This is a genomic window from Fibrobacter succinogenes (assembly GCF_902779965.1).
GTDB classification, from domain to species: Bacteria; Fibrobacterota; Fibrobacteria; order Fibrobacterales; family Fibrobacteraceae; genus Fibrobacter; species Fibrobacter succinogenes_F.
The window spans coordinates 68,226-82,633 of the sequence record NZ_CACZDK010000022.1; the positions used below are offsets into that span (position 1 = coordinate 68,226).

The 14,408-nt window shown below is 48.7% G+C and carries 13 protein-coding genes; 8 read left to right on the forward strand and 5 right to left on the reverse strand.

Annotation, left to right across the window (positions count from 1 at the left end; genetic code table 11):
• Positions 1-138: 138 nt before the first annotated feature.
• A complete protein-coding gene (locus HUF13_RS11065; protein ID WP_304039101.1) occupies positions 139-1,626 on the reverse strand; it encodes an acetyl-CoA hydrolase/transferase C-terminal domain-containing protein in 1,488 nt (495 codons plus the stop codon).
• A gap of 27 nt (positions 1,627-1,653) precedes the next feature.
• Here HUF13_RS11065 and HUF13_RS11070 point away from each other — a divergent pair, with 27 nt between their 5' ends.
• Complete coding sequence (locus tag HUF13_RS11070) at positions 1,654-2,070, forward strand: GtrA family protein (RefSeq protein WP_173475190.1); 417 nt, start codon at positions 1,654-1,656, stop codon at positions 2,068-2,070.
• 355 nt (positions 2,071-2,425) lie between these two features.
• On the opposite strand, the gene HUF13_RS11075 is transcribed toward HUF13_RS11070, so the two are convergent.
• The gene (locus tag HUF13_RS11075) at positions 2,426-4,528 is read right to left on the reverse strand and encodes an OmpA family protein (RefSeq protein ID WP_173475191.1); all 2,103 of its coding nucleotides are present in this window, start codon (positions 4,526-4,528) and stop codon (positions 2,426-2,428) included.
• A 19-nt stretch (positions 4,529-4,547) separates the two neighbouring features.
• Positions 4,548-6,671: a polysaccharide biosynthesis tyrosine autokinase gene (locus tag HUF13_RS11080; protein WP_173475192.1), complete on the reverse strand. Its 2,124-nt coding sequence runs from the start codon at positions 6,669-6,671 to the stop codon at positions 4,548-4,550.
• Between the two features lie 226 nt (positions 6,672-6,897).
• Between HUF13_RS11080 and HUF13_RS11085 the strand changes: the two genes are divergently transcribed.
• The 3 genes from HUF13_RS11085 (at position 6,898) to HUF13_RS11095 (ending at position 9,732) form a co-directional block, all read left to right on the forward strand.
• Positions 6,898-7,659: an ABC transporter ATP-binding protein gene (locus HUF13_RS11085; protein WP_173475193.1), complete on the forward strand. Its 762-nt coding sequence runs from the start codon at positions 6,898-6,900 to the stop codon at positions 7,657-7,659.
• A gap of 93 nt (positions 7,660-7,752) precedes the next feature.
• Entirely contained in the window at positions 7,753-8,958 is a 1,206-nt protein-coding gene (locus HUF13_RS11090) for an ABC transporter permease (RefSeq protein ID WP_173475194.1), read from the forward strand.
• Positions 8,959-9,090: 132 nt separating this feature from the next.
• Entirely contained in the window at positions 9,091-9,732 is a 642-nt protein-coding gene (locus HUF13_RS11095; protein ID WP_173388350.1) for a bifunctional 4-hydroxy-2-oxoglutarate aldolase/2-dehydro-3-deoxy-phosphogluconate aldolase, read from the forward strand.
• A 171-nt stretch (positions 9,733-9,903) separates the two neighbouring features.
• Here the strand turns inward: HUF13_RS11095 and HUF13_RS11100 are convergent, their stop codons facing one another.
• Together HUF13_RS11100 and HUF13_RS11105 are read right to left on the reverse strand one after the other, a co-directional pair.
• Positions 9,904-10,773 (reverse strand): diguanylate cyclase, encoded by an 870-nt coding sequence (locus HUF13_RS11100; RefSeq protein WP_173475195.1) that lies wholly within the window; start codon positions 10,771-10,773, stop codon positions 9,904-9,906.
• 47 nt (positions 10,774-10,820) lie between these two features.
• Positions 10,821-11,642 carry a menaquinone biosynthetic enzyme MqnA/MqnD family protein gene (locus tag HUF13_RS11105; RefSeq protein WP_173475196.1) on the reverse strand — a complete coding sequence of 274 codons (822 nt, stop codon included), beginning with the start codon at positions 11,640-11,642 and terminating at the stop codon, positions 10,821-10,823.
• An 88-nt stretch (positions 11,643-11,730) separates the two neighbouring features.
• Here HUF13_RS11105 and HUF13_RS11110 point away from each other — a divergent pair, with 88 nt between their 5' ends.
• The 4 genes from HUF13_RS11110 to HUF13_RS11125 all read left to right on the forward strand — a co-directional run bounded on the left by HUF13_RS11110 (position 11,731) and on the right by HUF13_RS11125 (position 14,189).
• The gene (locus HUF13_RS11110; protein WP_088660937.1) at positions 11,731-12,021 is read left to right on the forward strand and encodes a hypothetical protein; all 291 of its coding nucleotides are present in this window, start codon (positions 11,731-11,733) and stop codon (positions 12,019-12,021) included.
• Positions 12,022-12,069: 48 nt separating this feature from the next.
• Positions 12,070-13,143: a glycoside hydrolase family 5 protein gene (locus HUF13_RS11115; RefSeq protein WP_173475197.1), complete on the forward strand. Its 1,074-nt coding sequence runs from the start codon at positions 12,070-12,072 to the stop codon at positions 13,141-13,143.
• A gap of 285 nt (positions 13,144-13,428) precedes the next feature.
• Positions 13,429-13,647 carry a hypothetical protein gene (locus tag HUF13_RS11120; protein ID WP_014546264.1) on the forward strand — a complete coding sequence of 73 codons (219 nt, stop codon included), beginning with the start codon at positions 13,429-13,431 and terminating at the stop codon, positions 13,645-13,647.
• The gene (locus tag HUF13_RS11125; RefSeq protein ID WP_173475198.1) at positions 13,629-14,189 is read left to right on the forward strand and encodes a GNAT family N-acetyltransferase; all 561 of its coding nucleotides are present in this window, start codon (positions 13,629-13,631) and stop codon (positions 14,187-14,189) included. Before HUF13_RS11120 ends, HUF13_RS11125 begins: the two co-directional genes overlap by 19 nt.
• Positions 14,190-14,408 lie beyond the last annotated feature (219 nt).

Consider the following 14,408-nt stretch of genomic DNA (forward strand, 5'->3'; position numbering starts at 1 on the left):
CATTCAAGTTTTTGCCACTTAAACACCCCATTACAAAGATATAATTAATGTATAAATTTCGCAACAACAAAAATAAAAAACAGGGCCAAAAAAGCGGGTCAATCGGCCCGCTTTAATTGTTTCAATTCTCGCTTTGTACTAAAGCATCTTGCCCGTTTCCAAAAAACGGGTATGCATTTCGAATGCGCGGGAAAGCGCAAGCGGCAAGTGGATTCCCTTCGCATGCTTGATGCCAAATTCCAAGACATCCGTAAGCTCAGCGCGGTAATCCGGGTGGGCGCAATTCTTGATAATCAAGCGGGCACGTTCTTCAACCGGCAAGCCGCGCAAATCAGCCAAACCTTGTTCCGTCACAAAAATCTGAGTGTCGTGATCGGTATGGTCCACATGGCTCACATAAGGCACGATGCTCGAAATTGCACCACCTTTCGCCACAGACGGCGTAAGGAAAAATCCGAGTGCGCAATGGCGTGCAAAGTCGGCAGAGCCGCCAATGCCGTTCATCATCGCCGAACCGCAAACAAGCGAGCTATTCACGTTGCCAAAGATATCCGCTTCCAAAGCCGTGTTCATGGAAATCACGCCCAAGCGACGAATCACATCGGGGCTGTTGCTCACCTCTTGCTGACGGATGATAAAATGCTTTTTCCATTCGGTGCTATTTTCAACAAATTCTTTTTGGGCAGCCTGCGAAAGCGTAAGCGCCGTTCCAGACGCAATGCCGAGCTTTCCCTTTTTCAAAAGCGGGAGCACGGCTTCCTGAATCACTTCGGTGTAAAGGTCAATTTGCCCCAGGCGGTCATCATCAGCCATTGCACAGAGCACTGCATTCGCCACCTTACCTACGCCGCTTTGGAAAGCCAGACCTTTCGGCAAACGACCCGTCGATTCCTCATAACGGATAAAATCTAAAATGCGTTCACCAATGTTCTTGGATATTTCATCCGGCTCTACAAACGGAGTCACTTCGTCATAGGCTTCGTTTTCGACAATCGCAATAACCTTATTCGGATCAATGCGCACAAATTCTTCGCCCATGCGGTCGCCAGCACTGTAAATCGCAAGCGGCTTTGCATGCGGCGGAAGTTCCGGGAGAGCATTATCGTGCATGCCCACACAGCTATCACCCAAGCGCGTGTTCAGTTCCAAGATAATCCTTTCGGCCATATCCAAATAGCAGACAGAATTTCCGCCCGAAGTCGAAAGGCAAACACGACCGTCCGGCAAAATCGCAGAAACTTCTATAATAGCAACCGTTGGCGCAGGGACGGCTCCGGTACGTACAAGATAACCCATTTTGCCCAAATGAGCGTCAATGTAATGGATGCTACCGTCGTTAATTGCCTTGCGCAAGCTCGGATTGGACTGGTAAGGCATGCGAAGCGAAAGTGCCTTAGCGCGAGCAAGAGCGCCATCGCAACTGTCGCCTGTCGAGGCGCCCGCAAAAAGCGTTACCTTAAATTCTTTACCTTCTTCGTGAAGTCTTTCGGCGCGAGCCGCAATCGCTAGGGGAACAGCTTTCGGGTATCCAGCTAAAGTAAATCCCGAAACACCCAAAATATCCCCATTACGAATCATATCTGCAGCGTCTGCGGCGCTGCATTTCTTAGTTGTAATCCAGGTCATGCTGCCAAAAATAGTATTTTTACCGCCGTGAAACATTTTATCAAGTACAATGCTATCGGCGTAATGAATACCCTGATTACGCTTGCGACTTTCTGGATTCTCCACGAAAACCTGAACTGGGATTATCGACTCGCAAATTTTCTCGGATTCGTCGTTGGGGGGCTCAACAGTTACATTTGCAACCGCATCTGGAACTTCAAGAGCACAAACAAGAAACGCACTGAAGTCGTCCGCTTCATTATCGTTTTTCTCTGTTCGTACGGCATAAATTACCTTGTACTCAAAGGCGCAACACACGTTCTCACAACCGCCTCCTGGTGCGCAGGCTTTACCGAATTCGTTTCTCAGTTTATGAAGCCGACCACATTCGCAAACCTCATCGCAAACGTAGTCTACGTGCTAGTAAGCTTCACGCTCTACAAGAAATGGGTGTTTAGGAAGTAGTAGGCAGTAGGAAGTGGTTGGTGATTAGGGATTGTCATCCTGGCGCAAGCAATAACCTTACGGCTCGACCAAGACATACAAGTATGATCGCGGCACTCGCCTTTTAAAGTTGTAACCGACGCTTTATTCTCTCGATGCCATACGACATCTCATTAATTAAAACACCCCACTTTATCTAAATAAATCATTTCGTGATGATAAAAAGGCGCACGGTTCGTGCGCTTTTTTGTACAGCACTAGAAATGCGCAGCTCGTTCATAGCGGCTTGCGGCATTCTCCAAATACAGATATTCATCATACACAAAAAGGGCGTCCTTACGGACGCCCCTTTTTAGATCTCAATCAGATTCGAAGATTACTTTTCGAACGGAACGAGTTCAACACGGCGGTTGAGCTTGCGGCCCTTCTTCGTCTTGTTATCTGCGATCGGCTTGTCAGAACCGTAACCGACTGCGCGGAGACGTTCGCTGTCAATGCCCTTCTTGACGAGGTACTTGACAACAGCCTGTGCACGCTGTTCGGAAATCTTCTTGTTCTTTTCTTCGTTACCAACGTCATCGGTATGACCCTGGATTTCGAGGTTGACAGCCGGGAGCTTCTTCAAGAGCTTAGCAATGTTGTTCAAGGTCTTGTTGCTGCTTGCAGTGAGCTTAGCAGAGCCAGACTTGAACTGGATACCCTTCTTGAGCTTGTCGAGGTCCTGGTTCTTGTTCGGGCAGCCGTTCTTATCAACTGCAACGCCAACGAGGGTGTTCGGGCACTTGTCGAGGTGATCGGCAACGCCATCCTTGTCGGAGTCAACCGGGCAACCAACTTCGTCAACAGAGACGCCAGCCGGAGTATTCGGGCACTTGTCGAGAGCATCAACGATGCCATCGCTGTCGCCATCCGGGCTGCAACCATCAGCGTTAACCGGGAGACCAGCCGGAGTGCTCGGGCACTTGTCGAGGTAGTCAGCAACGCCATCATTGTCAGAGTCAACCGGGCAGCCCTTGCCGTCAACAGCAATGCCAGACTGAGTATTCGGGCACTGGTCGAGGTAGTCAGCAACACCGTCGCGGTCAGAGTCAATCGGGCAGCCAGCAGCGTCGATAGTAGCACCAGAAGCAGTGTTCGGGCACTTGTCGAGGTAGTCAGCAACGCCATCCTTATCAGAGTCAACCGGGCAACCAGCAGCGTCAACAACTACGTTAGCCGGAGTTTCAGCGCACTGGTCGATGCCATCAGCAACACCGTCATTGTCGGAGTCAACCGGGCAGCCAGCAGCGTCAACAACAGCACCAGCCGGAGTTTCAGCGCACTGATCGAGACCGTCGAAGACACCGTCATTGTCACCGTCAACCGGGCAGCCATTAGCGTCAACAACAGCACCAGCCGGAGTGCCTGCGCACTGGTCGATGTTGTTTGCTACGCCATCATTGTCTTCATCAGCACCACGGACGTTACCGAAGCGCCAGACGAGAGAAGCCGTACCAGCATAGAGCGGGGTCGGAGTATAACCGTACTGGATCTTCTTGCCATTCTTGTCGTAGTAGTAGAGCTGATACTTTTCAGCATCCTTCATTTCTTCCTTGTTCTTCCAAGTGAAGTTGGTAAGAGCACGGATACCCACATCGAGACCGAGGGCGATGTCGATGTTTGCCGGGAGGTGGAAGCGGAAACCCGGAGTAAGAGTGAACGGATCGTAGCCAGGCTGACGATCGTAAGTACCCTTTTCTACACGGAATTCACCGTTAGCTTCAACGAAGAAGTCCATCCAATCGGTCGGGAGGATGTTGATGCCACCGCCATAGACCAAGGTGTTAGAACCCTTCGTCACAGTGCCGACGAAACCGACGTTACCGTTGAAGCGGAGCGGAGCGCCAACCTTCTGGAGGTCGAGGGTGAGGATCAATTCACCGCCGAAAGCCATGTTTCTGAGGCCGTACGGATGGGTTTCACCACCGTTGGCATGCAAGAACCAAGCATGACGCGGACGAACACCGACGGACTTGTCGCCAGTCGGGAAATAGAAGTGAGCAACAACGGCAGTGTTGAAGATGCCGTCGGTCATTTCGTCGAACGGAAGCTTTGCCTTAGCATAGAATTCGAGGTCACCGCGGCTTGCTTTCCACATGTCACCTTCGTTATTCTTCGGGGAGTTGGCATGGTCGTAGTAGAGCGGAAGAACAAGACCGAGGTCCAAGAAATCCGTTACGCCAGCGCCCAAGCTGATTTCACCGGAAACGCTACCAACGTTTTCGTAGAAAGCACTAGCCTGACCACCCTTGATGTATTGGCCACCGCGAGAAAGAGACCATGCGTCATAAGACACCTGGCCGCCGACTGCGAAACTAAAGCCACCTTCACCATTGGTTTGTGCGGTTTTCTGATGGATACCATCGGCTCCGCCCTGAAGGCCAGACTGCGCAAACGCGAAGCTACCGGCCAAGAGAGACATTGCAACTATTTTTTTCATCTATTCTCCTTGTTATTGGTTAATATTTCTTGTGATAGCCATAGTAGCCATAATAGCTGCCATAGCCGTATCCCGCATGACGTTCACACTTGTTGAAGACGAAAGCCTTCTGCAACGGTGTTTCCGTGCTGCGGTCAAAAGTATTCAAGGCATCTTGGATGCTTTCAATGGTATGAGCTGCATGCTTCAAAACACACAACAGATAATCCGCATGCTTTTCGACAAGCAATGCGTCACTGCACTGGAATACCGGAGGAGTATCCAGAACAATCAAGTCATACTTATCCTTGAACGCATCAAGGAAAGCGCTAAATCTAGAACTGTTCAAAAGTCCACCCGGATTCACAACACGAGCACCCGAACCTAAAACATGGAATGTATCCGTCACCTTGACAACATACCCGTCGCTATAATCTTCCTTTTCGAGCATTTCGCACAAGCCCTTCTGGCTATGCTTGAACAAATGACCACGACGAAGGTCCATATCGACAAGCAGCACCTTCTTGCCAGACATAGCAAAAGATGCAGCAAGGTTCGTAGAAACAAAAGACTTACCCACTCCCTGCACAAGACCGGAAACCATGAGGACTTTCTTGCCATCAGAGAATACAGAAAATTCCAAAGCCGTACGGAGAGCGCGAATGCCTTCTGCAAACGGATCATCCGGATTTACAGAAACACAAGGCTTCGTAACGTCATTCAAAGTTTTGCCATCAAGCATCGGAAGCTTTCCATAAACACCGATACCAGTAGCCTGCTCCACTTCGCTGCTGCTGCAAACGCCATTCGAAAGCATGCGACGAATATAGACAATAAAGCAGCCAAGCAGCAAGAACGCGAATACAACACCAACAAAAATCACCTTGCGGTTTGGCTTGTTCGGCAAAAGCGGTTCATACGCCTTGTCCACGATACGAACGTTTCCGACTTCACCGGCCTGCACCACGCGCAACTGCTGGATATTGTTCAGCAAGTTCGTATAAAGCTTATTGTTGACTTCAACTTCTTCCTGCAACGAGAGGACTTCTTGCTGCACCACCGGCAAAGTAGCAGCAGAGCGCTGTTGCTTTGCCAATTCTTGACGGAGCTGAGCGAGCTGTTCTTCGATAGTGCGGACAGTCGGGTGTTCAGCACGGAACAGACGTAAAGCTTCCTGCTTTTTCTGTTCAAGTTCAAGAATGCGCTGCTGGAGTGTCACATCCTTTTCGAGATGCAAGCGCGTTTCACCCGTAAGGTCGATTGTGCCCTTAGAGTGACGGAAGGATGTCAGTTTTTGTTCCGCAGAGTCAAGCTTGGCTTTGACACCCGGCAACTGTTCTTCGAGGAACATCAAAGTCTTCTTGGCTTCGGCACTACGCATTTCGATATTCTGTTTCAAATACGTATTTGCGATAGTGTTCAAAATAGCAGCAACTCGATCTGCATAGCGGTCTTCGAACGAAACTCTAATAATGCCGGAATTCTTACCTTCTTCAGAAATCGTCAGTCCCTTAAGAAGGCTCTCCACTGCAATCTGCGGATGAACGGCATTGAGCAAGAAGGTCTGACCAACGGTCGCGGTCAAAGCTTTAACGCAAATCACTAAAGTATCACCAGCAAAGGGCTTACGGTAAGTTTCGCCAACAGAGCCAGCCAACACGACCTCGCCCTCCAGTCCGAGCACTTCGTATGCACTGGAATCGGCAGTCACGCGAGCAACAAGCTTACCTTTTGCTTCCTGGAATGCGCGCGGAATAACCAAAAGTTCCAAGTCCATGCGGCCTTCGCGATGCATGAGGCGATCGGCCTTATCCAGCGGAATAGCAGAGAAACAAAGCCTTTCTTCATCAACGACATAATCAAGAACGACGCGGCTCTTGATGAGTTCCATTTCAGCTGCAGACGGAGTAGAAATATCAAGCAGAGCGCCCATTTCACCAAGAGCGAGCCCTTGCTTATTGCCCTTAACATTCACCTGAAGAAGAATATCACTTTTATAATATGGGCGGAGCCACATTGCAAGAAGGCCACCAAAAACAATGCCCAAGAACAAGAAAACAAGCAAGAACTTCCACTTGCCTTTCAAATAGACCAATACCTCAAAAATGTCGACTTCGCCATCGGCAGACGCATTCGAAGCATTTTGAGTCGTTTTCTCGTTCATTTAAAATAATCTCCAAGGACGCAGAACCAACCACCTGGCGTGGTCCAATTCGGAATATAAAATAAAAAAAAAATTAATGTTTATACATTGAAACATAAGAATCATGTAATTTTTGGGTGCTTTTAAAGATTACCCCCGTCAAAAAAGCACGAAATGACATTCTTTCAATGTAAAAGCAACCTATTCAACGGGTTAAAGCATCCAAAGAGGCAAATAAAAGGTCTTTATGCAAACCGTACAACCGATACTTTCTGTTCAGAATTTACGTCGCGACTTTAAGATGGGCGATGAAATAGTACACGCCTTACGCGGTGTGAGCTTCGACATATATCCAGGCGAATTCGTGACCATCATGGGCACATCCGGCTCCGGCAAGTCCACCATGCTAAACATTCTGGGGTGCATGGACCGACCGACTTCCGGACATTATATATTAGACGGCCAACACACAGAAACTCTAAAGCGAGATGCGCTCGCCCGCATCCGAAGCCAGAAGCTCGGATTCGTATTCCAGAGCTACAACTTGCTCAGCCGTACGACCGCTATTGAAAATGTGGAACTTCCCCTGTTGTACAATTCAAAAGTTTCAGCCGAAGAAAGACACCACCGCGCCATCGAAGCTCTAAAGATGGTCGGGCTCGAAAGCCGCATGAACCACTTGCCAAACCAGCTTTCAGGCGGACAGCAGCAGCGCGTCGCCATCGCCCGCGCACTCGTGAACGACCCTGTGATTATTCTCGCCGACGAAGCAACCGGCAACCTCGATACGCGCACGAGTTACGAAATCATGATGATCTTTCAGGAACTACACCGGCAGGGCAAGACCATCGCCTTCGTCACACACGAACCGGACATCGCGACGTTCAGCGGCAGAACAATCACGCTCCGCGATGGATTACTGAAAAAAGATGTCATTAACGAAAAAGTGCAAGACGCAAAAGAAGCGTTCGAAGCACTACCGCCACCGGAAACATTTGACGAAGAATAGAACTTAGAACTTAGTGAATTTAAATCAACTAAGATCTAAGTTCTGCCAACTTCTAACTTCCTACCGCCTACTTCCAACTTCCTACTAAAAAATATGAATCCATTTACTCTTGCAAAAATTGCTCTCCGCGCACTGCTTAGGAACCGCATGCGCACATTCCTCTCAGTGCTCGGCATCGTTATCGGCGTTGCCGCCGTTATCACCATGGTCGCCATGGGCGAAGGTTCAAAAAAATCCATCAAGGAACAGATGACGGCAATGGGCACAAACGCCATCACCATCATGCCGAACCAAAGCCGCCGCGGCGGCGTGCAATCCGAATCTTCCGAAATGCTCGAAGAAGAAGACGTCATCGCCATCCGCGAGAACGCGACTTACATCAACGGCGTATCTCCCATGATTACCGTTGGCGGGCAGGCCATTGTCGGGAACAACAACTCGCCTACAACTCTTTCTGGCGTTTCAGCAGACTACCTCAAAATCCGCAACTACGAAATCGAAGACGGCGTGATGTTCGATGACGAAGCGGACCGCATGGCAAAAGTTTGCGTCATCGGGCAAACGGTCGTAAAAAATCTATTCCCAGATGTGAATCCCATTGGCAAAACAATCCGCTACAAGAGCATTCCGCTGAAAGTCATCGGGACACTCAAATTGAAAGGCTCCGGCGATTTCGGTCAGGACCAGGATGATGTGATTTTCACGCCGTACCAGACGGTGATGAGACGCTTCTCTGCAACAACGAACATCCGCCAAATTTACGCAAACTCTATAGGCGAAGGCTATGCCCAAAAGGCAACCGAAGAAATCATGGGCATATTGAAGGAACGCCGCAACTGGACAAAACCGACCGATCCGTTCCGAGTTTTCACGCAAGAAGAAATGATCCAAATGGTCACAAGTACCTCCGATATGCTCTCGCTCGTGCTGACAGCCATTGCAGGAATTAGTTTGTTCGTTGGCGGTATCGGCATCATGAACATCATGTACGTTTCCGTGACCGAGCGCACGAAAGAAATCGGACTTCGCATGGCCATTGGCGCACGCGGCAAAGACATCTTGCTCCAGTTTCTCTTCGAATCAGTCATCATCAGCTTGCTTGGCGGCGCAATCGGAATTGCACTTGGCATTGCCGCTTCAGAAACTGTAAAACTCGCGATGAACTGGCCCATGAGCGTTTCGATGACGAGCGTTGTCGTAAGCTTCGGCGTATGCTTTGCCACAGGCGTATTCTTCGGATGGTACCCGGCACGCAAAGCAAGCAGGCTCGACCCGATTGAAGCTTTAAGATTTGAATAGAACAGGCTTCAGGTTTTAGGAAAACAGAGGCGGGCCGACGTCCGCCTTTTTACATTCTCTGTAATAAAGAAAAACAACAATTTTTTTCTTTTTTTCGTTTCTCGTCTCTCGCCTATAATGTATCTTAATACCATGAATTTTCTTGAATTTTTACAACCGATGCCGGTCGTGGGCATTCTCCGCGACATTCCTCAGGGCGCCGAAGAAGCATGCGTGAATGCATCCGCCAAATGCGGGCTCAAGGCTATTGAAGTTACGATGAATACATTCGCCGCCGCAGAAATCATAACAAAGATCAAGTCTTTTGCAAAGCCGCTTGGTATCAAGGTCGGCGCAGGTACAGTGCGTCACGGGAGCGATGTAGAGAAAGCAATTTCTGCAGGTGCAGAATTTTTGGTCACGCCGAACACGCGCCACGAAGTCATTCGACTTTCGAACACTGCGGGCATCCCGATCATCCCGGGCGCACTCACTCCGACCGAAGTGCAAAAAGCTTACGACCTGGGCGCAACCGCCATCAAGATTTTCCCGGTAAACTGCGTAGGCGGTCCGGAATATATCAAGGCACTGCGCGGCCCATTCCGCGACATTCCGTTGATGGCCTGCGGTGGCGTGAATGCAGAAAATGCGGCAAGCTACCTCAAGGCAAGCGCAAACTTGCTTTCGTTCGGCGGGAGCATCTTTAACGCGGAACTCATGAAGGCTGGCGATTGGGCAACAATTGAAGCAAGAATGCAGAAGCTGCTCGATGCAGTGAAAGCTGCACTTGGGTAAGCTAGGCTTCAGGTTACAGGTTTCAAGTAACAAACAAAGGCGGCACAAGCCGCCTTCTTTCGTCTTTAGTCTGTAGCCCACTTGCGGGCGTTCTTTGTACAAGTACCAAATGCTAGGTTCAGAAATGTCGATGCAAGCATCGACGCTTCATTCACCTTACGCATTTGTCGTCTACTCTCTACCTGCGCGCATTTTGCTTTTGCATTCATACATGGAAGCATCCGCACTGCGCAACATTTCGTCCATGTCCTTGTAATCTTCGGCAGTACTTGCCGTACCATACGCAAAAGAAACACCCTGATCGACAATCGTAAGCGATTTCACGGATTCTTGCATTCTTTCGGCGCAGACAAACGCACCCTTCAAATCGGTGTCCGGACAAATTACTAAAAATTCATCACCGCCCATTCGGAACAACATATCCGATTCGCGAAGCAGCTTATTGCAGGCATTCACGACCGAACGGAGCAGCAAGTCGCCCGCTAAATGTCCATGCTGGTCATTAATCTTTTTAAGCCCATTCAAATCGAAATAAACAATCGAGAAACTCGTTCCATAACGTTTGCTTCGAGCAAACAATTCACGGAGAGAACAAATCGCATGTCTGCGGTTGTAGGCGCCCGTCAAGTCATCGGTCAAAGAGATTTCACGCAAGTTGCGCAGAGAACGAGCCAAGCGCAAATGCACACCGATTCGAGCAAGCAAAATATCCGGCGCGGCAGATTTACAGACAAAGTCAGAAGCTCCCGACTGGAATCCCTGCGTCACGCTCTCTTCGTTTTCCTGATTCGTGAGGAATATAATGGGTAGATCGTCCAATGGGAAATGCTTGCGGATATTCAAGCAAACATCGTAGCCGTTCATCTCCGGCATATTGACATCGAGCAGCACAAGCTCTATCGGATTATGAAGCAAGTACTCTAAAGCCTCGGCACCGGATTTACAGCCAACCACTTCGTAACCCACTTCTTTTAAAATATCCGAGTCCTTCTTCAACTCGACTTCGTCATCATCGACGATAAGAATCTTTTCCTCTACCATTTTGTCTCCTTATCATCCTAACACTCATTCCGAACTACAAGATAATATTACTCAAGGAACTCTATTGGCGGATTTGATTCAACTAGCCCCATTTCAGCGGCTAATTTGAAGAAAAGAGCTAGCGATTGTTTGCGTTCATCCGTAAAACGGTAATCCAGGACGCTAAAATAATCTTCGATAAGAGGGCGAGGTAAATTAACTGGATATTTTTTCAACCATAAATCTAGCGCCACTGACGGATTTTTTCGGAACTCTCGAATGCCGTTTTCAAGACAATCCATATAACCATTCAGTACATGCAGCAAACCAGGTTGAAGAGCATCCTTCGAAATCACCCAGGCACCAAACACAAACGGAAGCCCTTGCCATTCTTGCCAAAGAGAACCCAAGTCATAACTGAACGCAAAACGATGGCGTTCATTTTCTTCAAGCGCAAGGTCCCCAATCAAAAGGCACGCATCATCCGTTGATTCGGCCGCAAGCCCAGATATGTATTCTGGCTGCAACCCGTAGCGGTTTTCAAGGAGAATCTTCAATAACGTAACAGACGTTTTGCTCTGTAACGTCATGCGGATGCGCTTGCCCGAAAGTTCTTCAATCGGGTAACGCGAAAAAAGTTTAACCGATCGCACCTCGAAAGAACAAGACGTGCAAAGCGACGGCGACAGCACAAAGGCGCCCGGTTTTTGCGCAAACGTAATCGAAGATGCCGGAGAAAGATGAATGGATCCATCCTTGAGACCTGAGCAGTGCGCACTCGGCGGACCGTCAATAAAAGCCACCTCGGGAAATTCATTTTCGCGACCGATAGAATTAAAGAAAAACGGCGCACAGACTAAAAAAGGGATTCGACCAACACGAAGAGTCATGTAAAAAAGTTAAATTTTTACACGTGGCGAAATTGTATGCCACATCAAAAACAAACCGATTAATTTAAAAGTTAATGGCTAAAGAATAATGGCTGTATTTCACGTGAAGAAGACCTCGCTCGGCGATGACCAGACTAGTCTCGTTTTCAAGGGCAAGATTGTAGAAGGCCCCATCAGCAAGGGCATGACCATTGAAATTCCTGTAACACAGGAAGCTGTCGTCAAAATGAAAATTTACGACGTCGTCCAGTTCGACAAGCAAAAAGACGAAGACAAAAAGGTGGGCCTTGTTGTAGATTTTTATAACCTTCCCGACGATATGGAAGTCATCATGGACTTAAACATCGCCGACGAAGATTTGAACATCGTAAACGAATAACCTATTCATTCACCGGCTGCTCCGGCAGCCAAAGTATGGGATACACGCATGAATAAAGAAAGATTGCGCGGAGTGAATTTGGGAGGATGGTTCAGTCAAGTAGACTGCATCGAAGAAAAGGACCCTGTCGGTTTTCCGGGAGTGGTCGGCCACATCAAGACGTTCCTTGGAACAAACGATTTCAAACGCATCCACGATGCGGGGTTCAACCATGTTCGTTTGCCAGTAGATTACTTTAATTTATTTAAAGGCGACGAGCTCAAGCCGGACGAAGAAATCTTTGCTTTACTCGATAAGGCACTCAAGGACATCCAAGACGCCGACCTAGACGTGATTCTCGATTTGCACAAGTGCCCGGGTCACGATTTCCACCTCGCTAGCAATCACGAACAAGCTTTCTTTGCCGATGCGAACGCCCGCAAGGACACCCGCAAAATTTGGGCTTTCATGGCCGAACGCTACAGCTCCATGCCCCGCGTGATGATGGAACTCTTGAATGAACCGGCCGCAAGCGATTCCAAAGTTTGGGACAAAGTCAAGGACGAAATCTTCTGGGAAATCCGCAAACATGCGCCCAAGAACACCATCGTCGTAGGCGCCAACAAATGGAACAGCGCAAGGGAATTCGAATTCTTGACACCGCTCGATGACGACAACGCCATCTACAGTTTCCATACCTACACGCCGGTGACGTTTACACACCAAGGCGCCGCCTGGATTGACGATCCGTTCTTCAAGATTGAACGTCCGTGGCCAGGCGATTATGCCGCCCCCGAAGGAGATTGCGCTACTCGACTCCACGTGGAATATGGCAAGTGGGACAAGGCACAGTTACAGGCCAGCATCCAGAACGCTCTTGATTTTCGTGCCAAGTACGACTTGCCCGTAAGCTGCAATGAATTCGGCGTTTACGTACAAGTTCCTCGCAAGTATCAACTCGCCTGGATGCGCGACTTCCTTGACATTCTCCGTGATGCCGACGTGGGTTACAGCTACTGGAACTACAAGAATCTGGACTTCGGTCTCGTCTCGAAAGGCGAATCGCTGCACAACGATTTGCCGCAGTATAACAACCCCGAACGCCTCGACTCCGAGCTCATGGAAATGATCGCGAAAGGGTAACGCGGCGGAGCCGCAGTAGGCAGCCAGCAGAACTCAGAATTTAGACAAGAACGCCTCGGATTAAATCCGGGGCATTTTTTACTATTGAGCAACTAACAAATAGCACATTTGCCACAGTCCCTTGCTAACAGTTGTTGACAAAATGAACGGTCAAAATTCCGGCCCCTTGCATTTTATTTTTGGCTTATATATTTTTAGTACGGATCCATTGAGGATGCCATCCGGTCCAGCCGGGCGTTAATATATCAGTTACTTTTATTCTAACAACTAACAAATAGGATACTCATGGCAAGACCCATCAGAGAAACTCCGATTTTGTTCGGCGAGGATGCTCGCCGGTTTATCGCCCGTATGCAGGAGAGGCACCCCGAAACTCCGGAAGCTCGTGCCCAACGTTTACGGGACTACGAATTTTTCCTAAAAGCATTTGAACGAGGCATGCGAGAAAAGCGTGCCCGCGAAGCCGCTAACGGAGGTAAAGATCCATGGTTCGACAATATATAGATAACGAGTCTATTCGATTTATTCGACTGCAACCATTCAACAAAGTCAAAAGTTTTGACTGCGGAGATGCTGATTTAAACGATTTCATTTTAAATCGCGCAACTCTTTTTGACAAATACATGTTAGCGGTCAGCTACACCTGTGTTGACATCAACGACACCAGCAGGCCTTTAGCCTATTTTAGCTTGGCAAACGACAAAATCGCAACCAGCGACTTTCCTAGCATGACGGAATTCAACAGATTCCGCCGTAAACAAGGATTCCCGAACGAGAAAAGGCTAAAAAGCTACCCCGCCGTGAAGCTCTGCCGCCTAGCCGTTGACATCTACGCCAAAAATCAAAAACTCGGTACACAAGTTCTAAACATCATCAAGTCCATGTTCGTCATCAACAACAAGACAGGCTGTCGCTTTATAACGGTTGACGCCTACTTGGCAGCAGTTCCGTTCTACGAAAAGAACGGATTCCGCATGATGAATCTCGAAGACAACGATCCGCATACACGATTGATGTACTTCGACTTGATGGATCTGGTGGCGTAAGGCAATAAACGGAAAAAGACCTACTCGACTCCGAATTCATGGAAATGATTGCGAAGGGGTGAGTTAGAATTTAGAACTTAGAGCTTAGAACTTAGAGGTTTGTCATACAGATGCTAAGGGCTCAGTAGATAGTAAAACATGGCTTCTTCGTCATCCTGACGCCGAAGGCGGATATATGAAACTAGGCACTTTAGTGCCTTAGTTGAATTAGGTTCGAAG

Coding starts and splice junctions, on each gene's coding strand:
- HUF13_RS11105 (WP_173475196.1), bottom strand. CDS start 11,642: ATGACTCTTCGTGTTGGTCGAATCCCTTTTTTAGTCTGTGCGCCGTTT.
- HUF13_RS11120 (WP_014546264.1), top strand. CDS start 13,429: ATGGCAAGACCCATCAGAGAAACTCCGATTTTGTTCGGCGAGGATGCT.
- HUF13_RS11115 (WP_173475197.1), top strand. CDS start 12,070: ATGAATAAAGAAAGATTGCGCGGAGTGAATTTGGGAGGATGGTTCAGT.
- HUF13_RS11125 (WP_173475198.1), top strand. CDS start 13,629: ATGGTTCGACAATATATAGATAACGAGTCTATTCGATTTATTCGACTG.
- HUF13_RS11095 (WP_173388350.1), top strand. CDS start 9,091: ATGAATTTTCTTGAATTTTTACAACCGATGCCGGTCGTGGGCATTCTC.
- HUF13_RS11090 (WP_173475194.1), top strand. CDS start 7,753: ATGAATCCATTTACTCTTGCAAAAATTGCTCTCCGCGCACTGCTTAGG.
- HUF13_RS11085 (WP_173475193.1), top strand. CDS start 6,898: ATGCAAACCGTACAACCGATACTTTCTGTTCAGAATTTACGTCGCGAC.
- HUF13_RS11065 (WP_304039101.1), bottom strand. CDS start 1,626: ATGACCTGGATTACAACTAAGAAATGCAGCGCCGCAGACGCTGCAGAT.
- HUF13_RS11080 (WP_173475192.1), bottom strand. CDS start 6,671: ATGAACGAGAAAACGACTCAAAATGCTTCGAATGCGTCTGCCGATGGC.
- HUF13_RS11110 (WP_088660937.1), top strand. CDS start 11,731: ATGGCTGTATTTCACGTGAAGAAGACCTCGCTCGGCGATGACCAGACT.
- HUF13_RS11075 (WP_173475191.1), bottom strand. CDS start 4,528: ATGAAAAAAATAGTTGCAATGTCTCTCTTGGCCGGTAGCTTCGCGTTT.
- HUF13_RS11100 (WP_173475195.1), bottom strand. CDS start 10,773: ATGGTAGAGGAAAAGATTCTTATCGTCGATGATGACGAAGTCGAGTTG.